The organism is Kitasatospora cathayae (assembly GCF_027627435.1).
GTDB lineage: Bacteria > Actinomycetota > Actinomycetes > Streptomycetales > Streptomycetaceae > Kitasatospora > Kitasatospora cathayae.
Map to the genome: position 1 here is coordinate 1,649,899 of NZ_CP115450.1, position 20,825 is coordinate 1,670,723.

Below are 20,825 nucleotides of genomic sequence, written 5' to 3' on the forward strand. Positions count from 1 at the left end.
GGCTCAGCGAGTGCGGGCGGCACGCCGTACGGGCGCGCGGAACCGGCCGGCGGCCCCGGAGGCCGACCTACGACCACCCCCGGGATTGTCGGCGCCGACCCGGTCCGGTGTCGGCCGCCCGCCGCCACGGGGCGAGATCCCCCCTCAGCGGCCCGGACAGACCGCGCTGGCGGTCCGGCGCAGGTCCAGATGCCTGCGGCGGGTCAACAGCGGGAGACGGCACGGCATGTCCGCGACTGTACGAACCGGTGATCGATACCGTCAAGCAGCGTCCGGGCCCCGGGCGGGCCCGGTCAGCCCTGCTGGAACATGTCGGCCGGGAGCGGCTTCAGCAGCTGGTACAGGTCGTCCGAAATCGGTCGGTCCCAGGACGCGATGGTGACCAGCACGCCGTCGCTGCGGTCGAACTGGGCGCAGAACACTCGCTCCTCGCTGACCTTGACCTTCTTCACGATCAGCAGGTCGTCCCCGAGCATGACCGGGAAGTCCTCGGCCGAGACGAACTCGACCGGCTCGTCGTTCTCCAACGCCGCGAGCAGCTGCCGCACCTCGAAGGGCACCTCGTCGCCGGTCTCCCGGGCGGGTGAGCCCTCGGGGAGGTTGCCGATGAACATCGCCGGGCCTCTGCCGCCGAACAGGTCGTAGCGCAGGAAAATGCCCTGGCAGGAGCCGTCCGGGCCGGTCATCATGGCCGCACCGAAGTCGCCGGGCCAGTCGCCCGGGTCCATCGCGAGCACGTCGAAGTCCGGGCCGGCGGGCTGTCCGGAGCGACGGCGGAGAAAAGACATGGGAACATCGTACGTGTCCGGCACACCACACCCGCGAGGCGGGTGGGACACCGACGGGGGTCGGGCGGGAGGTCGACGCTCAGAGACCAATGTTGACTCTGAGCAACCGTCCGGGCTACGTTCGGTTCAGCACGACAGCCGTTCTGGGTCTCACCCTCCGGGGGGACGGCATGTCGCAACGCGGCCCTACACGCGTTTCCCTCACTGTGCACTTGTCATGCCGAACTGCCGAGCACCCAGCTTCGTCATCGCACACAGCACAACACACAAGCCAACAGTTCCATCGCAGTTCCATGCACCAAGAGACCAGATCCGCGGGGCCCCGGCCCGTCGCTCCCGTGGATCTGCTCGGGACGCCGCCGCGTGGGGGCGTGCGGGTCCCGAGCAAAAGGTGCCGTTGTCCGAGTCGCTCTCGGCTTCGGCGCCAGCCTCCCGGCGACTGCCGGCCCCTCGTGGGCCGGGACCGGCCGACGCACCCCGGTGCGCAGGGGATGACTGGGAGGCATGGCCTGGCTGCTGCCGGGCCGCACAGCAGGCGCCGTGTCTGGCCGCGTGGGGGCGGTGGGCACGGCGTCTGCCTGTGCTCATACTCAGCTGCGTTTGTCTAACAGTCAACAGAAATTCTGACGGGACACGCTCAAAAGATCATCAGTTGTGATGTTCGGTACCAGAAATCAGCGTCCGAGCTCCCGAACCGTCCCCGAACGACCGGCGGAGCGGCCCGGACGCGGCACGTGTGCCGGCGGCTCGGACCGCTCCGCGGGTGCGCCCAGACGGCGCGGGTGGCTCAGGTGAGGTCGAACTCGCCGTCCCGGGCACCGAGCACGAAGGCCCGCCACTCGGCCGGGGTGAAGACCAGGATCGGCCCGTCCTCCTGTCGGCCGTCCCGCATCCCGATGTACCCGTCCACGAACGCGATCTGGACGTCCCCGACGCCCTGGCTGCTGCACAGCCACTCGGCCCCGGTGAAGTCCACCTTCGGCTTCCCGTTCGGCGCGAGCTCCGGCTTCGCCCCGACCGCACCGGCGTCCAGCCCGGTGTCCGTACCGCTGTTCACTGCCACTGACCGATCTCCTCCCGACGGCGTTCCACGATCAGCCTAACCACACCTCCCGGCCCCGGTCAGCGGGTTGACGAGGACTCTGCCGGACCGGGGAGGAGGGCCGGCGGAGGAGCGGTCGGGGCGCGGTGGGGCGTGTCCCGACCGGCGGGGCCCCGGGCAGCTGCCAGAGTGCTGCCAGGACGCGTACGGACCCGCCCGCCGGGCAGGGATCGGCCGGCGGTTCGGTACGGGCCGCTCGACGGTTCGGTACGGGCCCCGGGCCGCCGCCGCGCCGCTCGCACCGCCCCGCACGCCGACGGTCCGCCCGCGACCCGTCCAGGACCCCCTCGCGCCCCGTTCACGACCCCGCCCACCACCCGACCACGACCCCGCCTTAGGGAGCAGCCGATGAGCCGCCGGGACGGCACCCGCGCCGACGTCATCCCCATCTCCGACGCCCCCTCGGCCCATCCGCCGGCGCCCCGCGCCCCGCTCTCGCCCACCCCGCTGCCCCGGCCCACCCCGGCCCGGACCGCCTTGCACGGCCGGGTCGGGATCGTCCTGGTCTCGCACAGCCAGGAACTGGCCACCGCCGTGCGCTCCCTGGCGCTCACCCTGACCGGATCCGACTCCCCCGCGCCGGTCGCCGCGACGGGCGGGGACCCGGCCGACGGGCCGGGCATCAGCGCGGTGCTGGTGGCCGCCGCCACCCGGCGGGTCGACCAGGGCCACGGCGTGGTGGTGCTCGCGGACCTCGGCGGCGCGGTCACCACCGTGCGGGCCCTACTGTCGGAGGCCGACGAGCACGGCCTGCCGTTCCCGGTCCGCTTCGCGAACGCGCCCTTCGTGGAGGGCGCGGTGGCCGCCACGGCGACCGCCACGGCGGGCGGGGACCTGGCGGCAGTACTGGATGCGGCGGAGGAGGCCTACCGGCAGCAGAAGGACTGACCGCCGTGGGGCTCCCTACGGGTGCTCGCGGCCGCCCCAGGTGAAGACCGCCGGGCCGCGGCACTCGAGCGCGTGGCGCAGCCGGTCGTGCTCGAAGTCGAGCATCGGCGGCAGTTCGTCCAGTGCGAACCAGCCCACCTCCAACGACTCGTCGTCGTTCACCCGGGCCTCGCCGCCGACCGCCCGGCAGCGGAAGGTCAGCACCAGGTACTCCGTCACATCGCCGTTCGGGTAGGTGACCGGCGGCGTGACGGTGGCCGAGGCGAGCAGCTCGGGCACGACCACCACACCGGTCTCCTCCAGGCACTCGCGCACCACGCCGTCGGCCGGCTGCTCGCCGGGGTCGAGGATGCCGCCGATCGACGCCCAGCGCCCGTCGTCGACCCGGCGGGCGAGCAGCACCCGGTCCCGGTCGTCCACCACGACGGCGGCGACGGCGCTCAGCCAGAGCGGACGGGTGCCCACGAGGGAGCGGAGCTCGAGGAGGAAGGGGGGTATCGCCATGGGGCGCAGCCTATCGAGCCGTCTGGTGCCGCTCGAGAACCCATTCACAGTAAAGAGGGATGAAGTCGTTGTCCGGAAATGGTGAAAGAAGAGCGCGAGAGATTGTCGGATGAGATGGCATTCGGTCGTTCTGGCCAATTTCGTTCGATCTGTTGATCAATCGCACTGGCGCGGGCGACTCGGTGCGCGGAAAATTGTCGGGTCACCGTCAGAGTGCGGCGCCCCGCCGGCGAAGCACCCCGAAAACGATCCGGCCGAGCAGCAGCACGCCCGTCGCCAGGCAGCCGGCCACCGCCATCGCCCAGGCCGGACCGTCACTGTCCGGAACGATCACGGCCACGACGATGCCCAGCGCGAGGCAGGCCAGGCCCGCCACGGCCAGCGGAATCCGGTGGGTGACCAGGGCTCCACCGCTGCACGCGCGTCCCCAGCGGGTCGCACCGTGCAGATGGAAGGGATCACGGTCCGCATCTGCCATGAGCCCAAGGTACCCCGGGCCGGCCCGGGCGGCAGCCCGCAGGAAGTGACGGCCCGAACACGCTGTGCAACTGCCCGTCCGGGGTGCTCCTGGCCTGCGGACGCGTGTGCGTGCTCCACAATCAGTCCACGAAAAATCCTCGTCCCCCCGGTACAACCATCCGTCCGGTGCAGCGGTCTCAATGGCATCGAGTGATCCAGGAGCCGTTCACGGGACGGGTGAGAACCCCCCACCGAGAACCGGAATACCCAGGGGGCGGAGCCGCCGCCCCCTGGAGTCGGAGGCCGGGCTCCATCCTCCGGCGGTACCGCCACGCCGCTCGGCGACCAAGGGGGAACCGTTGCCGCAGACCCAATCCACCCCGTCGACCTCCACAGCCCGCGCCAGGCCCGTACCCGGCGTGCGGGCCCTGCCGCCGCCCACCGGCTGCGCCGCCGACCACCACGGCGCCGGCCGGACCCGACCGGCCGTCGAGGCCAAGTGCTTCGAGGCCTCGCGCTTCGAGGCGAGGCCTGTCGGCGCGAGGCCGGTCGACGCGGGGCACGTCGACACGGGGCACGTCGACGCGAAGCAGATCGGGACGGAACAGCAGGACGCGCGGGGCGAATGGCTGCGGTTCGCCCCCGTACAACCATTGTTCCGGGCCCGGGCCGCCCAGCGACTCGCCGTCCTCGCCTACCACGGGGTGACCGACCACCGCTCCTTCGGCGCCCAGCTCGACCGACTGCGAAGGCTCGCCACCCCGGTCTCGCTGGAGGCCGTCCTCCAGGCCGTCACCGAGCGGCGGCCGCTGCCGCCGCGCAGCGTGCTGGTCACCTTCGACGACGCCGACCGGAGCGTCCTCACCCACGCCCTGCCCGCCCTCGACGCGCGCGGCATCCCCGCGACCGCCTTCGTCATCTCCGAACTCATCGGCACCGAGCGCCCCTTCTGGTGGCACGAGGCCGACTTCCTCGCCCGCCACGGCGGCCGCGCCCGCTCACTCGACTGCGGCCACCCCTCCCAGCTGCTCCCCCGGCTCAAGGCCATGCCCGACCCGGACCGCCGTCGCAGCCTGCACGAACTGCGGGTCAGCGCCGACCGCCGGCCACCCCGCCAGGAACAGCTCACCCCCGCCGACCTGCTCGCACTGCGGGACGGCGGCGTCGCCATCGGCAACCACACCCAGGGGCACCCGTGCCTCGGCCGCTGCGACGACGCCACCGTCCGCGCCGAGATCACCGGCGCCCACGAAGCCCTCACCCACTGGCTCGGCGAACGCCCGATCGCCTTCGCCTACCCCGACGGCGGCCACGACCCCCGCGCCGAAACCGTTCTTCAGGAGCTCGGCTACCGCCTCGGCTTCCTCTCCGACCACCGCCTCGGCCCCCGTCTCCCCACCCACCCCCTCCAGATCAGCCGCCTCCAGGTCGACTCCACCACCAGCACCCGCCGCTTCGACACCATCCTCTCCGGCCTCGAACCCGCCTACCGCCGCTGGCGCCGCCAAGCAGTCGCCTGACGGCTGCCGCCGCCGTGGGAAGTCGACCGGCTCGACTTCCCACGCGGCGGCGGCTCGGGCGCCGGGGCACTCTTCCGGCCAATTCCGCACCTCCGGCGTACTGCCGGAGAGGCACGCGGTGTGCCCGAACGGCATCACCGGACCGCACAATTCAGCCACCACGCCCGGCCAGGCGCTCGGCTGCCCGCACGGGACGCCAAGGCATTCGCCCATCGGAGCACGAGAAGCCGGCCGGCCGACAAGTCCACGGCCCGAGCGAACCGGCCGCCCCGCAACACCCATGCCGCTGCGCGAGACGTCGACCCAGCCGACTTCCCATGCGCATAGCTGCACGCCAGGTGCCGCGCCCAGAGCCCGAACGCTCGCCCGCCCCGCGATCAGGTGTTGCCCGGGCTGCGCGAGAAGTCGGCCCGGTCGACTTCCTATGCCGTGGTGCCGCGCCCGGGCCCGAACGCTCGTGCCGCCCGAGGCCCCCGCAGTTCAGGGTGTTGCCCGGGCTGCATCAGAAGTCGGCCCGGTCGACTTCCTGCGCCGTAGCGCTGGGCCCGCTCGTGTCGCCCGGGTTCCCGCGAGCAAGGGGTGTTGCCGGTGGTGCGTGGGAAGTCGGCCTGGTCGACTTCCTGTTCCTCGGGGTGGGGGTGGGTCAGGCGGTGACGGGGGCGAGGGTGAGGCCCTGGGGGTAGAGGGTGGCGGTGGGGGGGAGGGTGGCGGGGGTGCCGGCGTGGAGGACGGTGAGGGTGCCGGTGCCGGTGCGGGTGGGGTCGGCGACGCGGCGGAGGGCCTGGGCGGCGACGGCGTCGGCGGAGCCGTGGAAGGTGAGGGCCTGGGAGGCGGTGGGGGCGACGGCGGTGCGGATGCGGTCGGCGACGAGTTCGTAGTGGGTGCAGCCGAGGACGAGCGCGTCGGTGCCCTGCGGGGTGCGGGCGGCGGCGTCGGCGATGGCGGCGGTGATGGCGTCGTCGTCGCCGTGTTCGATGGCGTCCGCGAGGCCGGGGCAGGCGACCTCGGTGATGTCGGCGGTGCCGCCGAAGTCACGGATGAGTCCGCGCTGGTAGTCACTGCCGGTGGTGGCCGGGGTGGCCCAGATGGCGACGCGGCCGCCGAGTGCGGCGGCGGGCTTGATCGCCGGGACGGTGCCGATGACGGGCAGCCCGGGCTCGAGTTCGGCGCGCAGGGCGGCGAGCGCGTGGACCGAGGCCGTGTTGCAGGCGATCACCAGGACGTCGGGCTCGAGGGCGGCCGCGGCCCGGCAGCAGCCGAGGGCCAGTTCGGTGACCTCTTCGGGCGTGCGCGGTCCCCACGGCATCGAGGCCGGGTTGGAGGAGAGCACCAGATCGACGTCGGGGCGCAGCTTCCGGAGGGCGTCGGCGGCGGCCAGCAGGCCGATTCCAGAGTCCATCAGTGCGATCTTCACGAGGCAAGACTTTAGTCGATCCCCCCGTCCCGGCCGGTTCTGCGGCAGACTGCCGGGGTGACCGTCCTGCTGTGGATCGCCGCGTTCTCCCTGCTGGTCTGGCTCTGGCTGGCGTGTTGCCACGGTCTGTTCTGGCGCACCGACGTCCGGCTGCCACCGCGTCGTCCGCCGGTGCGGTGGCCGCAGGCGGTGATCGTGGTGCCGGCCCGGGACGAGGCGTCGGTGCTGCCGGTGAGCCTGCCGACGCTGCTGGCGCAGAAGTACCCGGGGCGGGCGCGGGTGATCCTGGTGGACGACCACAGTTCGGACGGCACGGGCGCGGTGGCGGCGGAGCTGCGGACGATGGACGGGCTGGAGCTGACGGTGACCACCCCTCCCCCGCTGCCGCCGGGCTGGACGGGCAAGCTGTGGGCGCTGCGGCACGGGGTGGAGCTGGCCGGTCCGGACGCCGAGTACCTGCTGCTGACCGACGCGGACATCGCGCACGGCCCGGATTCGCTGGCCGAGCTGGTGGCCGCCGCCGAGGGCAACGGGCTGGACCTGGTGTCGCAGATGGCCCGGCTGCGGGTGGAGACCGGTTGGGAGCGGCTGATCGTCCCGGCCTTCGTGTACTTCTTCGCCCAGCTGTACCCGTTCCGCCGGAGCAATCGCCCCGGCTCCCGGACCGCGGCCGCGGCGGGCGGCTGCTCGCTGGTGCGGCGGGAGGCGCTGGAGCGTGCGGGCGGGGTGGCGGCGATCCGGGGGGCGGTGATCGACGACGTGTCGCTGGCCCGGGCGGTGAAGTCCTCGGGCGGGCGCACCTGGCTGGGTCTGGCCGGGGAGGTGGACAGCGTCCGCCCGTACCGCCGGCTGGAGCAGTTGTGGCGGATGGTGTCGCGCAGCGCGTACGCCCAGTTGCGGCACTCGCCGGTGCTGCTGCTGGGAACGGTGCTGGGCCTGGCACTGGTGTACCTGGTGCCGCCGGTGGCGACGGTGGCCGGTCTGGTGGCGGGAGCGCCGCTGGTGGCGGTGGCGGGCGGGGCGGCCTGGGCGCTGATGGCGGGCACCTACCTCCCGATGGTCCGGTACTACGGGCAGCCGGCGGCGGCCGTAGTGCTGCTGCCTTTCACGGCCTCGCTGTACCTGCTGATGACGGTGGACTCGGCGGTGCAGCACTGGCGGGGCCGGGGCGCGGCCTGGAAGGGCCGGACGTACTCGCGGGCATGAGCGGCCCTGAGCGGCCCTGAGCGGATACGAGCGAGCATGAGCAAGCATGAGCGGACACGAGCGGACACGAGCGGCACGGGAAAACCGCGGGCGCGCCGGGCCGGTCGGATCCATACTGCTCGGATGGACCGTCAGCGGATCTCCCGGCTCGCCCATGCCCACCACCCGATCGCGGCGCCGTTGTCGGACGGGTCGGTGGCCCGTCTGTTGGACCGCGCGCTGGCCGGGCAGGAGAGCGGCCGGGCGGTGGACCTCGGCTGCGGTGAGGGCGCGTGGCTGCTGCGGGCGCTGGCCGCGCGACCGGGCTGGCGGGCGGTGGGGGTGGACGTGGACGCGGCGGCACTGACCCGGGCCCGGGAGACGGCGACCGCGCTCGGCGTGGTGGGCCGGATCGGCCTGCACCACCGGGACGCCCGGGAGTTCACCGACCGCGAGCCCTTCGACCTGGTGCTGTGCGTGGGCGCCACCCATGCCTTCGACGGGCTGCTGCCCACACTGGCGGCGGCCCGCGAACTCCTCGCTCCGGGTGGGCGGTTGCTGGTCGGCGACGGGTTCTGGGAGCGCGAGCCGTCCCGGGAGGCCCTGGACGGGCTGGGCGCCGTCCCGGAGGACTTCGCGGATCTGGCGACCACCACCGACCGGGTCCTCGCGGACGGTTGGACCCCGGTGTACGGGCACGTCAGCACGGCCCGGGAGTGGGACGACTACGAGTTCTGCTGGACGGGTTCGCTGGCCGAGTGGGCGCTGGACCACCCGGACCACCCGGACGCGGCGGCTGCCCGCGAGGCCGCGGACCGCCACCGCGCCGACTGGCTGCGCGGCTACCGGGGAACGCTCGGCTTCGTCACCTATCTGCTGCGCCGCGACTGAATTCCCCGGCAGCGGCGACTACTTCTGCGTCCTGGCGAGGAAGTCGTCGATCAGCGGGGCGATTTCGGGCAGTTTCTCCTCCAGTGCGAAGTGCCCGGTGTCGAGGACGTGCAGTTCGGCCCCGGGCAGGTCGCGCAGGTAGGCGCGGGCGCCGGCCTCGGTGAAGAAGGGGTCGTTGCGCCCCCAAACCACCAGGGTGGGCGGCTGGTTGGCGCGCAGCCAGTCCTGCCAGACCGGGTAGAGCTCGACGTTCGAGAAGTAGTCGAGGGCCAGTTCGACCTGGATGTCCTTGCGGCCGGGCAGGTCGAGGAAGTGCTGGTCGAGGGTCCAGCCGTCCGGGGCGACCAGGCTCGGGTCGCCGGTGCCGCCCTCGTACTGGCTGCGGGTGATGTCCAGGGTGAGGATCGACCGGGCGACCTCCTCGGCACCGGGAACGCCGCGCCGGTGGGCGATGAACTCCCTTGCCTGGTCGGAGAGCCCCTCCTCGTACGCGTTGCCGTTCTGGACCACCAGGCCGGTGATCCACTCCGGCCGGCGGGTGGCCAGCCGCAGGCCGACCGGTGCGCCGAAGTCGAAGACGTACATCGCGAAGCGGTCCAGGCCGAGGGCAAGGCAGAAGCGCTCGATGACGTCGGCGAGGGTGTCGAAACGGTACGGGAAGGCGTCGGGCGCGGGGCTGTCGCTGTTGCCGAAGCCCGGGTAGTCAGGGGCTATCAGGCGGTAGTGGGTGCCGAGCGCGTCGAGCAGTCGGGCGTACTGATGGGAGGCGGAGGGGAAGCCGTGCAGCAGCAGGAGAACGGGGGCGTCGGCCGGGCCGGTCTCGCGGTAGAAGACGCGCAGGCCGTCGAGGTCGACGTGGCGGTGGTGGACGTGCGGGATCGTCAGCTCGCTCATAACTAACCATTAAACAGCATCTGAATGGTTAGGCAAGGGGTTCGTTCGAGCGAGCTGATCGACCGTCATCCGCCCGCCGGGGTTCAGCGCTTCTGCAGCTGCTCCCGCTGCACCAGGTAGTCCAGCACCTCGGGCATCGCCTCGACGCCGCCGGCCTTGGTCGGCGAGGTGCGGTACTCGCCCTGGACGACCACCGTCGGCAGCTCGTTGACTCCGTACCGGACGAACTGGACGACCGCGTCGTCCACCGACCGGCCGACCTCGGCGGAGCGGTAGGCCGTGCGGAAGCGCTCGGCGTCGACGCCGTGGCGCACCGCCCAGTCGGTGGCGGCCGCCTCGGTGGTGAGGTCGGCGCCGTCGGTGTGGATCGAGCGGAAGGCACTGGTCTGCAGCTGCTCGACCAGGCCGAGGCGCTCCAGCGTGTAGTACAGGCGCGCATGGGCACGCTGCACGCCCTCGTCCGGGCTGCCCTGCCAGATCGCCGGGACCCGGCGCAGCGCGACGTCGGCGCGGTGCTTCTCCGCCCAGGCCTGCAGCGGCTGCTCCAACGCCTGGGAGTGACTGCAGTCGTACCAGAAGAACTCGACGACCTCGGTGCGGGCGCTCTCACGCACCGGCTGAGCGTGGTCGAGCTTGACGAACTGGGCACCCTCGGTGGGGGGTTGATGGGTCACCGCACCGGCCTGGACGGGGGACACGGCGATCCCGGCGGCGACGGCGAGCAGGACGGCGGACCGCAGCAGCGAATTCGAGTTCACATCGGGCAGTTTGCTGGTGACGGTCCGTTACCGGCGAGTCGGTACGGAACGGCTGGCCCGGATTCGCTCGAACGGCGTAACTGGGCTCATCCCGTAGCGCGCGGCGGCGCGCGTCGGGGCTCGGCGGCGCGCGTCGGCACGTCGGGGCTCGGCGCGCCGGTGGCGGTCATCGGCGCTCGGCGGCCGGAGGGCCCTGCCGTCAGCGAGCGGGATCGTCCGTCCAGACCTCGGCGACCAGCCGCTGCCAGTCGTCCACCACCGCGCCCAGCTCGAAGTGCTCCAGCGCGTGCGCCCGGGCGGCCGCGCCGAGGCCCGCGCCGTTGCAGGACAGCACCTTGGCCAGCGCCTCGGCCAGCGCGAGCGGGTCCCCCGGGGCGACCAGCGCTCCGGTGGCACCGTCCCGGACCACCTCGCGCACCCAGCCGACGTCGGTCGCCACAGCCGGCACCCCCGCCAGGGCCGCCTCGATCAGCGCGCCGGGCACGCCCTCGCTGTCGCTGGTGAGCAGCAGCGCGTCGGCGGCCCGGTAGAGCGGCGCCGGGTCGGGCAGCGGGCCGAGGAAGTGGGCGCGGGCGGCGGCCGGGTGGCGGGCCAGTGTCTCCAGCAGCGGGCCGTCCCCGGCGACGGCCATCCGGACGTCGGGAAGCCGGTCGAGTACGTCGAGGGCGAGGTCGAGCCGCTTCTCGGGGGATATCGCGCCGATCCAGGCGACCAGCAGGACGTCCGCGGGCAGACCCAGGGCGTGTCGGGCGGCGCGCCGGTCGGCCCGGCCGTCGGCGGGCGGATAGCTCTCGGCGGCACGGGAGTTGGGGATCACCCGGACCTTGCCCCCGGGCAGCCGGAACTGCTCCTCCAGCACCTCGCGCGCCTCGTCGGTGAGGGTGGTGACGGCGGCGGCACGGTGCATCAGGGCGCCGCCGCGCAGTCTGCGCAGCCGGTTGGCGGTCCAGTAGCGGGGGTGGCCGACGGAGACGTAGACGAAGGGGGTGCGGGTGCCGACCAGGGCGAGGGCGCAGGCGGCCAGGGTGTCGGAGCCGTGGGCGAGCACGACGTCGGCGGCCCGGGCGGCGGAGCGCAGCGCCCGCAGGGTGGTGGGGCGCAGGCGGCCGGGACCGAGGACGGCGGCGGCGCGCACCCTGGCGGTGTCGGGACACCCCTCTCCGCAGGTGCCCGGAACGGCCGTCCCGGCGGTGCACACCCCCGATACGGCCGCACCCGGCCGCGCGGGTGGCACGGCCGGGTGCGGGGCGAGGGCGCACAGCGCGGAGGCCTGGCCCCGGCGGCGCAGTTCCCGGTGGAGGTCACGGGCGAAGTTCTGGGCGCCGCCCCGGCGTTCGTCGCTGATCAGGTGCAGGACACGCGGGCGGACTCCGGCCGAATCGGCCGCCGTGTGGTCGGGCATGGACCGACCTTGGCACAGCGCTTCGCCCGGTACAGCCCCTTCGCGCAACCTCGCGGTGGCCCGCGCGCCCGCGCCCGTACACCCGGTGTGCGCTGAAGGGCCGCCGTCGTGCGCCGGTTGCGACCGCCCTGCGCCCCGTTTCACCCCCGGCCGCACCACACTGCCGCCCTCCGCTCCCTCGTACCCCTTGTGTCAAGGACCGGCTCACACCATCGGGCGGGGAACGAGCCGTAAGACGCCGATAGGCCGGTACGCGGAGGGCCTGCGCATCAGCCGGGTGCGCCGGGTCGGGCCGGGACGGGGGGTCGGGCCGACCGGTCGGCCGGTTACGCGGATCGGGTGAACGCGGGTTGGACCTCGCCCCTGGCCGGTCGGCAGGATGTCCGGCCGGGGCCCTGCCGTGCTGCCCCATCTCCCCCTTCCCCGTTCGGATTTGGAGTCACCCGGTGTTCAAGGGATTCCGCAGCTTCCTGCTGCGCGGAAACGTGGTGGACCTCGCGGTCGGCATCGTGATCGGCGCGGCCTTCACCGCCGTCGTCACCGGGTTCGTCAGCGCCTTCCTCACCCCGCTGGTCGGGGTCGCCACCGGTGCGGTCGGCGACTTCACCCAGAAGACCTTCGAGGTGGGCGGCACCAAGTTCCCGTACGGCCTCTTCGTCAACGCCGTGATCGGGTTCGTCCTGTTCAGCGCGGTGATCTACTTCGCCGTGGTGGTGCCGGTCGGCAAGCTGCAGGACCGCTTCGAGAAGGCCAAGCCCGCGCCGGCCGCCAAGGTAGAGTGCCCGGAGTGCCTGAGCTCGATCCCGGCCGCCGCGACCCGCTGCTCGTTCTGCACCACCGAGGTCGCCGCCCGGCCGGGCCTGCCCGCGCAGTCCCACCCGCTGCAGACGCACTGACGTCCTGACGGCGGCCTGTGGAGCGCTCCTGCGGCCGGCTCGGATCGTCCGCCGTGGGCGCTGACGGGAAATTTATTCCCGAAACATTCACGAGCCCCCGCCGCACCGTCGGCGGGGGCTCGAATGCGCCCGCGCACGCCCCGTCCGCAAAAGTTTCTCCATGAGGCCCCGCCCGTCCACCGGCCGGTCACCGCAAGACTTTCCCGGCCGCCGCGTCCGGGCGCTGTTCGATCACTGACGGGGCGCCAGGGTTGTCCGGAACTGAGCGCCAGTATGTCCGTTCTTCCTACTTTCGAAACCTTTGTGCGAGCGAAGACTGTGTAAACACTCGAACTGCTCCCTCTCCCGCTCTCCTCAGCAGGCGCATTGTGGGCTTACCGTATGCCCCATGACCTCGCCCCGCTCCTACGACGGAGTCGGCTACCCCTCTCCGTCCTTCTCCTCCGGCACGCCGATCTACGACAGCCTCGTGGCTGAGCGCGGCGTTCCCCAGATCGCACCCATCAACGTGCCGGCCGCCCTGCCGCCGGCCCTGTCCTCCGGTTACGGATCCGGCCTCGGCCAGTCCTACGAGAACCGGTACGGCAACGGGTACGAGACCCCCGGCAGCAACCTCCCCGCGCTGCCGCCCGCCCGCCTCGCCCTGGGCCCCGGCCCGAGCAGCGGCCCCTCCGCCGGCCCGGCCACGGCGTACATCCCCGCGCAGTCCGCGCCGGCGTACGCCTCCGCCCCGCAGCCGCCGGCCCCCGGATACGGCGCCCCCCAGCCGTACCAGCGGCCGCAGCCCGCCGCCCCGGCCTTCGCCCAGACCGCCAGCGGCGGCTACCAGCCCACCGGCGGCCAGAGCTTCGGCGGCCAGAACACCTTCATCGGCCAGGGCGGCCAGCAGACCTTCGGCGCGCAGTCGACCGGCGGACCGGCCGGTTTCGGCCAGGGCCAGCCCGGTGGCCTCCCGCAGGGCGGTCCGCAGAGCTTCGGCGGCCAGCAGTCCTTCGGCGGTCCGAACCCGGCCGGCCCCGGCGACCAGGGCTTCGGCGGCGCCCAGCTGCGCCCGGCCATGGCGCCGGTCGCGCCGGTCCGCCCGATGCAGCCGCAGCGGCCGGGCCCGTACGGCGAGCCCGGCGGCTTCCAGCAGGGCGGCTACCAGCCGCAGGCCCAGGGCTACTGAGCCACTGGCACCACGGGGCCGCCCCACCGGCTCGCACCCGCACCACCTGAGCACCACCCGGCGACCCCTGAACGCCGGGCGAACGGAGAAACGGGTCATCCACGGACCGCCCGGAACGCCCCCCACGGCGTACCGGGCGGTCCGTGCGCGTACCGGCACCATCGCGCTCGAAGCGCCCCGGGGGCCGTGCGACCGGCCGGAACGCTGCTGGCAGGATGGGGGAATGCAGCTCACCGGACTCCACGTCTACCCAGTCAAGTCGATGTACCGCCTGAGCCCGGACACCGCCGCGGTCCACCCCTGGGGTCTGGCCGGAGACCGGCGCTGGATGCTCGCCGACCCCACCGGGCGCTTCGTCAGCCAGCGCGAGAACGCCGCCCTCGGGCAGATCCGGGTCCACCCGCTGCCCGACGGCACGCTGACGCTGACCGCCCCCGACGGCTCCCGGATCGAGGTCGCCGCCCCCGCCGTCGCCACCGGCGCCCCGGTCGCCGAGGTCGAGGTCTGGGGCACCCGCTTCCGCGCCGTCGAGGCCGCCCAGGAGGCGCACCTGTGGATCGCCGAACACCTCGGCGACTACCGCCTGGTGCACCTGGACGACCCGCGCGCCCGGCCCGTCGACCCCGAGTACGGCGAGCCCGGCGACACCGTCTCGATGGCCGACGGCTTCCCGCTGCTGCTCACCACCACCACCTCGCTGGACCGGCTCAACGAGCTGATCGCCGCCGAGCACCCGGAGGGCCACGAGACCCTGCCGATGGAACGCTTCCGCCCCAACGTGGTGGTCAGCGGCGCCGAGCCCTGGGCCGAGGACGGCTGGCGCCGGATCCGGATCGGCGCGCTCACCTTCAAGGTGGTCAAGCCCTGCGGCCGCTGCGTGGTCACCACCACCGACCAGGAGAGCGGCGAGCGGCGCGGCCCCGAGCCGCTGCGCACCCTGGCCCGGCACCACAAGCTGCTGCGCAAGGCCGCGTTCGGGCAGAACCTGATCCCCGAGCGGCCGGCCGGCGTCGGGGGCGACGTGCTGGGCACGCTGCGGCTCGGCGACGACGTCGAGGTCCTGGAGGACGGGGCGCACTGGCCTGCCGACGGGCACTGAGCCGCCGACGGGCGCTGAGCCGTCGGCGGGCGCCGGCCGGAGCTGGGCGGGTGACCGTTCCGCGGGCGGCTGTTCCGCGGGCGGCCTGCCGGTACGGAAGAACCCCGGCCGTACGCGCCCGGCGAGGAACTCCGACTGTGCGCGCTCGTTGAAACAAGTGGTCGGAACCTGTGGCCGCGGTGGGCGCCCCCGGTGTCCGCGCGGCGACGGGCGGCCGGGCCGACCGCCCGGGCGGGCCAGGACGGGCGGCCGGATCACCCGCCGGGGCGCGCTACGGTGGGCGGACGGCCCGCGCACCCCCGCGCCCACGGCCCGTTGATCGCCGGCACGACGAAGGTGGGGACGACAGACCGTCATGGCTGAGCACAGGGTCCGGGTCACCCAGGACAGCGCATCCCGCTGGCGTCGCCGCGCGGGCGAGTACGACACGCTCACGGAGGCCCTGGCGGCCGCCGAGCCGGGCGACACCGTGACCGTCCGGCCGGGCACCTTCCGGGAGAACGTGCTGCTGGACAAGCCGGTGACGATCGTCCCGGCCCAGGGCCCGGGCACCGTCCGGATCGAACCGGCCTCCGGAGTGGCGATCACCGTCACCGCCGCCGCGACCGTGGAGGACCTGGTCGTCGAGGGCGGTGACAGCTCCACTCCGGCCGTCCTGGTCACCGGGCCGCAGGCGACGCCCGCGTTCCGCGGTTGCCGGATCGAGACCCGCTCCGCCACCGGGGTCGAGGTCAGCGGCGGGGCCCGGCCGACCCTGCGCGGTTGCGTGGTCGCCAACCCGGGCGGGCTCGGGCTGCGGCTGCGCGGCGAGGGAACGGCCGCCGCCTTCGAGGACTGCGAGGTCGCCGCGGCCGGCCAGGCCGGACTCGCCGTCCTCGGCGGAGCGACCGCCGTGCTGGACCGCTGCCGGGTGCACCACGCCTCCGGCGCCGGCGTGCTGCTCTCCGACCCGGGCAGCGCGGCCGAGCTCACCGGCTGCGAGATCTACGAGATCCGCGGCAGCGGCGTGCAGGCCGAGGCGCAGGCGGGCGGACGGCTGGTCGACTGCGACATCCACCGGGTCACCGGCAACGGCCTGACCCTGGACGGTGAGGCCGAACTGGTGCTCACCGGCTGCCGGGTGCACGACCTGCCGGAGAACGGCGCCGACCTGCGCGGACGCGCCAGGCTCAGCCTCGTCCACAGCACCGTCCGGGACTTCGGGCGCGGGGCGCTGTCGGTCTGGGACCAGGGCACCGAGGCGGTCGCCGAGTCCTGCCAGATCCACGGCTCCACCGGCGAGTACCCGGCACTGTGGGTCAGCGACGGCGCCCGGCTCACCCTCACCGACTGCTCGCTGCACGACCTGCCGGACGCGCTGTTCGTCCTCGACCGGGACTCCGCCGCCGTCGCCCAGGGCTGCTCGTTCAGCCGGATCCGCAGCTCGGCGGTCTCGGTCAGCGGTGGAGCCACGGTCTCGCTGGCCTCCTGCCGGGTGCAGGAGGCCGGGACCGGACTCTGGTTCCGCGACCACGGCAGCGGCGGGCTGCTGACCGACTGCGAGATCTCCGACGTCGCCACCGGCGTGATCGTCACCAAGGGCGCCGACCCGGTGCTGCGCGAATGCACCGTACGGGCGAGCACGGACGCCGGGGTGTACGTCTCGGCGCAGGGGCGGGGCACCTTCGAGGACTGCCGGGTCTCGCACGGCAAGGGCTTCGGCTTCCACATCATCGACGGGTGCCGCACCCAGCTGACCCGCTGCCGGGCGGAGCAGAACGAGCGGACCGGGTTCGAGTTCTCCGAACCGGGACCGATCGCCGAGGGGTGCACCTCGGACGACGTGGCACCGGCCGCTCCGGCGGGCGCGAGGACCTCCGGACTGCCGGACCTGCCGAGCCCACGGACGGCCCAACTGATCGCGGCCACACCCGTGTTGACTGCCGCATCGATGTCCTCGGCGGCCTCGGCCGCTTCGGCCGCCGCGGCGGCGACCTCCGCGATCGCGCCGATCCCGGACTGCCGGCCGGCCGACGAGGCACTCGCCGAGCTGGACTCGCTGGTCGGACTGGCCACGGTGAAGCAGGAGGTGCGCACCCTGATCGATCTGATCTCGGTCGGCCGGCGCCGCCGCCAGGCCGGGCTCAAGGCGCCCTCGCTGCGCCGGCACCTGGTCTTCACCGGTGCCCCGGGCACCGGCAAGACCACCGTCGCCCGGCTGTACGGCGAGATCCTCGCCTCGCTCGGGGTGCTCCAGCGCGGGCACCTGGTCGAAGTGGCCCGGGTCGACCTGGTCGGCGAGCACATCGGGTCCACCGCGATCCGCACCGCCGCCGCCTTCGACCGGGCGCGCGGCGGGGTGCTCTTCATCGACGAGGCGTACGCGCTCGCGCCCGAGGACGGCGCGCGGGACTTCGGGCGGGAGGCGATCGACACCCTGGTCAAGCTGATGGAGGACCACCGGGACGAGGTGGTCGTCATCGTGGCGGGCTACACCGCCGAGATGGAGCGCTTCCTGTCGGCCAACCCCGGTGTCTCGTCACGGTTCTCACGCACCATCACGTTTCCCGACTACACGGCGGACGAGCTGCTCGAGATCGCCCGGGCGCAGTGCGCGGAGCACGAGTACGCGCTCTCCGACGCCACCGAGGACGCGCTGCTGGAGCACTTCGCCCGGCTGGACCGCGGCCCCAACTTCGGCAACGGGCGCACCGCTCGGCAGGTGTTCGAGACCATGGTCGAGCGCCACGCGGTGCGGGTGGCGGCCCTGGCCGATCCGTCCACGGAGGAGCTGCAACTGCTGGTCCCGGCGGACCTGCCGACCGTGCCGCTGCCGTAGGGGTCGGGAACTCGCCGACGGCTTCGAGCCGTCGGGGGTGCATGGGCATGCTTCTGAACGGCGCGGCGGGCGGATTGCTGTTACCGGCCGGACTGGTGGTTCTGTTCTTCCTCGGTGCGGTGGTGCGGCGGTTCTACCGCCGGCCGGCGGCGGTGGAACCGGGCACCTCGGCGGGCGGCCGGGGCGCGGGGGCGACCGCGACGGAGGAGTTGCACGCGCTGCTCTACCCGAGCAAGCGGGTGCAGCTGGAACAGCGGCGGATCGAACTGGTGCTGCGGGACGACGAGCACGACGGTGCGCCGAAGCGCACGGGGATCGACCTCGCGGGTGGGCGGGCGGTGATCCGGCGGCGGACGGTGTGACGGTTGACGGGCTGACGGGCTGACGGGGCGACGGGGGACGGGGTGACAGCTGACGGATGACAGAATCTGAAATCTGTCATCCGTCAGCTGTTAGCTGTTAGCTGTCTTCTGTCAGTTGTCAGCCCGTCCAGGCGCCGCCGGCCAGGAAGGACTCCATCGCGGCCCGGTACGGCGCGATGTCGATCCGCTCGCCGGCCAGCCAGTCGTCCGAGTAGTACTTGTCCAGGTAGCGGTCCCCCGGATCGCAGATCAGGCTGACCACGCTGCCCGTCCGACCGGCCGCCCGCATCTCCGCGACGATCCGCAGTGCGCTCCACAGCCCCGTCCCGGTGGAGGCCCCCGCCTTCTTCCCGAGCACCTGCTCGAGCACCCGCACCGCGGCGATCGAGGCGGCGTCCGGCACCTTCATCATCCGGTCGACCGCGCCCGGCACGAAGCTCGGCTCCATCCGGGGCCGTCCGATGCCCTCGATCCGGGAGCCGCTCGCGCAGACGGCGCCCGGGTCGTGGTTGACCCAGCCGTCGAAGAAGCAGGAGTTCTCCGGGTCCGCGACGCAGATCCGGGTGTCGTACTGCATGTAGTGCACGTACCGGGCGATGGTCGCCGAGGTGCCGCCCGTCCCGGCGGTGGCGACGATCCAGGCCGGCTCGGGGTGAGGCTCCAGGCGCAGCTGGGCGAAGACCGACTCGGCGATGTTGTTGTTGCCGCGCCAGTCGGTGGCCCGCTCGGCGTAGGTGAACTGGTCCATGTAGTGCCCGCCGGTCTCCTCGGCGAGCCGCGCGGAGGCCTCGTACACCTCGTCCGAGCGCTCGACCAGGTGGCACTCGCCGCCGTGGAACTCGATCAGGTCGATCTTGGCCTGGCTGGTGCTCTTCGCCATGACCGCGATGAACGGCACCCCGATCAGCTGGGCGAAGTACGCCTCGGAGACGGCGGTGGAGCCGCTGGAGGCCTCGATCACCGGCTTGCCGGGGCGGATCCAGCCGTTGCAGAGCCCGTACAGGAAGAGCGAGCGGGCGAGGCGGTGCTTGAGCGAGCCGGTCGGGTGGGTGGACTCGTCCTTGAGGTAGAGGTCGATCCCCCACTCTGCCGGCAGCGGGAAGCGCAGCAGGTGGGTGTCGGCGGAGCGGTTCGCGTCGGCCTGGACCTTGCGCACCGCCTCCTTGAGCCAGGCGCGGTAGTTCGGGTCCGAGCGGTCGACGTCGACGGTCGGCTCGATGCCGAGGCTCACACCGGACTGGGTGCTCATGGTCACTTCTCCCTCATTGCGGCCCCCCGTTGCTCACTACGAGTGTATGAGAGTCACGATAAGTGACCGTTTTCGGAGGCACAGCTTCCGCTTATCGCGCTTGGGCCGCACTCCCGTCATCGCGCCCGGACCGCACTCCCGCCACTACACCGGGACGGCCTGCGGGTCCGCCAGGTACGGTCCCCAGCCGAGCTCGGCCGCGCCCGCGAGCGCGCCGTGCGCCAGCTCCGCGCCGACGATCGGCACCCGTCCGCTGCGGCCCCACAGGCTACGCTCGGCGACCACCGCGCGCAGGCGGTCGGGGGCGGCTTCCAGGAGGTCGAGGTGGAGTCCGCTGAGCACCACCCGGTCCGGGTTGAGGATGTTGGCGACCCCGGCCAGTCCGAGCCCGAGCCGGTCGATCACGTGCTCCACCGCCGCCCGCGCCCGCTCGTCGGTCGCGGCCGCCCAGCACAGTTCGCGCGCCTGGTCGAGCAGCGGGCGCCCCGGCTCCGGGGTGAGGCCGGCGGCGGCGAACAGCGCGTCGGGGTCGGTTTCGGAGTTGAGGCAGCCCCGGTTGCCGCACACGCAGGGACGGCCCTGCGGGTCGACGGTGAGGTGGCCGACCTCCAGGGCGAGCCCGGCACTGCCGGTGTGCAGGTGGCCGTCGATCACCAGGGCGCCGCCGACGCCGCGGTGGCCGGAGGTGACGAAGAGCAGGTGCCGGGCGCCGCGCCCGGCCCCGTGCCGGTACTCGGCGAGCGCGGCGAGGTTGGCGTCGTTGGCGATGGCGGTGGGCAACGGCCGCACCGCGTTCGGGCCGTGGTCGGCACGGCCGACCTCGACGTCGTACAGGTCGGCGACCGGCGTGCCGCTGGGCCAGGCGAAGTGCAGCGCGGCGAGCGCGGTGCCGTCCGGCTCGGTGACCGGGTTGGGCAGCGCGAGCGCGGCCGCCAGGCAACGACGGCTGGTCGAGCGGGCCAGTTCGGCGCCGGCCTGGGCGACCGCGCGCAGCATCCGGACCGGGTCGGTGGCGGCGGGCAGCGGCAGGTGGACCGGCGGGTCGAGGAGTCCGCCGAGGCCGGCCAGGGTGACGCTCAGCCCGTCGGCGTGGATCTGCCCGGCGACCACGACCGGGCCCTGCGGGTCGATCGCCAGGCGGTGCGAGGGGCGGCCGCGGCCACCGCCGGCCGGGCGCGAGTCGACGGTGATCAGGCCGAGCGCCTCCAGTTCGGCCGTGACCGCGCCGGCGGTCGCCCGGGTGACGTCCAGCGCGCGGGTGAGCGCGGAACGGGTGGGCGTCTGGCCGGTGTGGATCAGCGAGAGCGCAGGACCGAGCAGCGTCCGACCGCGGTCGGGGGCCGCGCGGCGGTGGGCGTCGCGCTGCGCGTCGGGGTCGGTCCCGGAGCGGGGCCGCGGGCTTGAAGGTGAGAGCTGCACGCCCCTATT

At 73.5% G+C, this 20,825-nt stretch carries 20 protein-coding genes; 9 read left to right on the forward strand and 11 right to left on the reverse strand.

Annotated features, from left to right (window positions below; all coding sequences use genetic code 11):
- Positions 1–144 precede the first annotated feature (144 nt).
- From O1G21_RS41710 to O1G21_RS07465, 3 genes are all read right to left on the reverse strand, one after another.
- Positions 145–228 (reverse strand): putative leader peptide, encoded by an 84-nt coding sequence (locus O1G21_RS41710; RefSeq protein ID WP_355211871.1) that lies wholly within the window; start codon positions 226–228, stop codon positions 145–147.
- 65 nt (positions 229–293) lie between these two features.
- Positions 294–788, reverse strand: a complete 495-nt coding sequence (locus O1G21_RS07460) for a hypothetical protein (protein WP_270141857.1) — start codon at positions 786–788, stop codon at positions 294–296.
- Between the two features lie 787 nt (positions 789–1,575).
- Positions 1,576–1,821, reverse strand: coding sequence for a DUF397 domain-containing protein (locus O1G21_RS07465; protein ID WP_270150810.1), 246 nt, complete (start codon positions 1,819–1,821; stop codon positions 1,576–1,578).
- A gap of 417 nt (positions 1,822–2,238) precedes the next feature.
- Here O1G21_RS07465 and O1G21_RS07470 point away from each other — a divergent pair, with 417 nt between their 5' ends.
- Positions 2,239–2,778: a PTS-dependent dihydroxyacetone kinase phosphotransferase subunit DhaM gene (locus O1G21_RS07470; protein ID WP_333493431.1), complete on the forward strand. Its 540-nt coding sequence runs from the start codon at positions 2,239–2,241 to the stop codon at positions 2,776–2,778.
- A gap of 15 nt (positions 2,779–2,793) precedes the next feature.
- On the opposite strand, the gene O1G21_RS07475 is transcribed toward O1G21_RS07470, so the two are convergent.
- Positions 2,794–3,282, reverse strand: a complete 489-nt coding sequence (locus O1G21_RS07475; protein ID WP_270141859.1) for an NUDIX hydrolase — start codon at positions 3,280–3,282, stop codon at positions 2,794–2,796.
- A 208-nt stretch (positions 3,283–3,490) separates the two neighbouring features.
- A complete protein-coding gene (locus tag O1G21_RS07480) occupies positions 3,491–3,760 on the reverse strand; it encodes a hypothetical protein (RefSeq protein WP_270141860.1) in 270 nt (89 codons plus the stop codon).
- 340 nt (positions 3,761–4,100) lie between these two features.
- On the opposite strand from O1G21_RS07480, the gene O1G21_RS07485 reads away from it, so the two are divergent.
- Positions 4,101–5,261, forward strand: coding sequence for a polysaccharide deacetylase family protein (locus O1G21_RS07485; RefSeq protein WP_270141862.1), 1,161 nt, complete (start codon positions 4,101–4,103; stop codon positions 5,259–5,261).
- Positions 5,262–5,904: 643 nt separating this feature from the next.
- Here O1G21_RS07485 and O1G21_RS07490 read toward each other — a convergent pair.
- A complete protein-coding gene (locus O1G21_RS07490; RefSeq protein ID WP_270141864.1) occupies positions 5,905–6,675 on the reverse strand; it encodes a glutamate racemase in 771 nt (256 codons plus the stop codon).
- Positions 6,676–6,732: 57 nt separating this feature from the next.
- Between O1G21_RS07490 and O1G21_RS07495 the strand changes: the two genes are divergently transcribed.
- Together O1G21_RS07495 and O1G21_RS07500 are read left to right on the forward strand one after the other, a co-directional pair.
- Positions 6,733–7,881, forward strand: coding sequence for a glycosyltransferase (locus O1G21_RS07495; protein ID WP_270141866.1), 1,149 nt, complete (start codon positions 6,733–6,735; stop codon positions 7,879–7,881).
- 123 nt (positions 7,882–8,004) lie between these two features.
- Positions 8,005–8,751, forward strand: coding sequence for an SAM-dependent methyltransferase (locus O1G21_RS07500; RefSeq protein WP_270141867.1), 747 nt, complete (start codon positions 8,005–8,007; stop codon positions 8,749–8,751).
- An 18-nt stretch (positions 8,752–8,769) separates the two neighbouring features.
- Here O1G21_RS07500 and O1G21_RS07505 read toward each other — a convergent pair whose 3' ends face one another.
- The 3 genes from O1G21_RS07505 to O1G21_RS07515 all read right to left on the reverse strand — a co-directional run bounded on the left by O1G21_RS07505 (position 8,770) and on the right by O1G21_RS07515 (position 11,805).
- Entirely contained in the window at positions 8,770–9,645 is an 876-nt protein-coding gene (locus O1G21_RS07505) for an alpha/beta fold hydrolase (protein ID WP_270141869.1), read from the reverse strand.
- Positions 9,646–9,728: 83 nt separating this feature from the next.
- Entirely contained in the window at positions 9,729–10,403 is a 675-nt protein-coding gene (locus O1G21_RS07510) for a thiol:disulfide interchange protein DsbA/DsbL (RefSeq protein WP_270141871.1), read from the reverse strand.
- A 199-nt stretch (positions 10,404–10,602) separates the two neighbouring features.
- Complete coding sequence (locus O1G21_RS07515; protein WP_270141874.1) at positions 10,603–11,805, reverse strand: glycosyltransferase family 4 protein; 1,203 nt, start codon at positions 11,803–11,805, stop codon at positions 10,603–10,605.
- Between the two features lie 446 nt (positions 11,806–12,251).
- Between O1G21_RS07515 and mscL the strand changes: the two genes are divergently transcribed.
- From mscL to O1G21_RS07540, 5 genes are all read left to right on the forward strand, one after another.
- The gene (gene mscL / locus O1G21_RS07520) at positions 12,252–12,701 is read left to right on the forward strand and encodes a large conductance mechanosensitive channel protein MscL (RefSeq protein ID WP_270141876.1); all 450 of its coding nucleotides are present in this window, start codon (positions 12,252–12,254) and stop codon (positions 12,699–12,701) included.
- A gap of 388 nt (positions 12,702–13,089) precedes the next feature.
- Positions 13,090–13,869: a DUF6643 family protein gene (locus tag O1G21_RS41715; protein ID WP_405000597.1), complete on the forward strand. Its 780-nt coding sequence runs from the start codon at positions 13,090–13,092 to the stop codon at positions 13,867–13,869.
- A gap of 223 nt (positions 13,870–14,092) precedes the next feature.
- Entirely contained in the window at positions 14,093–14,968 is an 876-nt protein-coding gene (locus O1G21_RS07530; RefSeq protein WP_270141878.1) for an MOSC domain-containing protein, read from the forward strand.
- A gap of 355 nt (positions 14,969–15,323) precedes the next feature.
- Complete coding sequence (locus O1G21_RS07535; protein WP_270141880.1) at positions 15,324–17,786, forward strand: right-handed parallel beta-helix repeat-containing protein; 2,463 nt, start codon at positions 15,324–15,326, stop codon at positions 17,784–17,786.
- A gap of 47 nt (positions 17,787–17,833) precedes the next feature.
- Positions 17,834–18,148 carry a DUF6191 domain-containing protein gene (locus O1G21_RS07540; protein WP_270141882.1) on the forward strand — a complete coding sequence of 105 codons (315 nt, stop codon included), beginning with the start codon at positions 17,834–17,836 and terminating at the stop codon, positions 18,146–18,148.
- Between the two features lie 118 nt (positions 18,149–18,266).
- On the opposite strand, the gene O1G21_RS07545 is transcribed toward O1G21_RS07540, so the two are convergent.
- Together O1G21_RS07545 and O1G21_RS07550 are read right to left on the reverse strand one after the other, a co-directional pair.
- Positions 18,267–19,397: a PLP-dependent cysteine synthase family protein gene (locus O1G21_RS07545; RefSeq protein ID WP_270141883.1), complete on the reverse strand. Its 1,131-nt coding sequence runs from the start codon at positions 19,395–19,397 to the stop codon at positions 18,267–18,269.
- 144 nt (positions 19,398–19,541) lie between these two features.
- The gene (locus O1G21_RS07550) at positions 19,542–20,816 is read right to left on the reverse strand and encodes an ROK family protein (RefSeq protein WP_405000598.1); all 1,275 of its coding nucleotides are present in this window, start codon (positions 20,814–20,816) and stop codon (positions 19,542–19,544) included.
- Between the last annotated feature and the right edge of the window lie 9 nt (positions 20,817–20,825).

Excerpts from the sequence above, each read along its gene's own strand:
- O1G21_RS41710 (WP_355211871.1), bottom strand. The coding sequence starts at position 228 with ATGCCGTGCCGTCTCCCGCTGTTGACCCGCCGCAGGCATCTGGACCTG.
- O1G21_RS07460 (WP_270141857.1), bottom strand. The coding sequence starts at position 788 with ATGTCTTTTCTCCGCCGTCGCTCCGGACAGCCCGCCGGCCCGGACTTC.
- O1G21_RS07470 (WP_333493431.1), top strand. The coding sequence starts at position 2,239 with ATGAGCCGCCGGGACGGCACCCGCGCCGACGTCATCCCCATCTCCGAC.
- O1G21_RS07475 (WP_270141859.1), bottom strand. The coding sequence starts at position 3,282 with ATGGCGATACCCCCCTTCCTCCTCGAGCTCCGCTCCCTCGTGGGCACC.
- O1G21_RS07480 (WP_270141860.1), bottom strand. The coding sequence starts at position 3,760 with ATGGCAGATGCGGACCGTGATCCCTTCCATCTGCACGGTGCGACCCGC.
- O1G21_RS07500 (WP_270141867.1), top strand. The coding sequence starts at position 8,005 with ATGGACCGTCAGCGGATCTCCCGGCTCGCCCATGCCCACCACCCGATC.
- O1G21_RS07505 (WP_270141869.1), bottom strand. The coding sequence starts at position 9,645 with ATGAGCGAGCTGACGATCCCGCACGTCCACCACCGCCACGTCGACCTC.
- O1G21_RS07515 (WP_270141874.1), bottom strand. The coding sequence starts at position 11,805 with ATGCCCGACCACACGGCGGCCGATTCGGCCGGAGTCCGCCCGCGTGTC.
- O1G21_RS41715 (WP_405000597.1), top strand. The coding sequence starts at position 13,090 with ATGACCTCGCCCCGCTCCTACGACGGAGTCGGCTACCCCTCTCCGTCC.
- O1G21_RS07530 (WP_270141878.1), top strand. The coding sequence starts at position 14,093 with ATGCAGCTCACCGGACTCCACGTCTACCCAGTCAAGTCGATGTACCGC.
- O1G21_RS07535 (WP_270141880.1), top strand. The coding sequence starts at position 15,324 with ATGGCTGAGCACAGGGTCCGGGTCACCCAGGACAGCGCATCCCGCTGG.
- O1G21_RS07540 (WP_270141882.1), top strand. The coding sequence starts at position 17,834 with ATGCTTCTGAACGGCGCGGCGGGCGGATTGCTGTTACCGGCCGGACTG.
- O1G21_RS07545 (WP_270141883.1), bottom strand. The coding sequence starts at position 19,397 with ATGAGCACCCAGTCCGGTGTGAGCCTCGGCATCGAGCCGACCGTCGAC.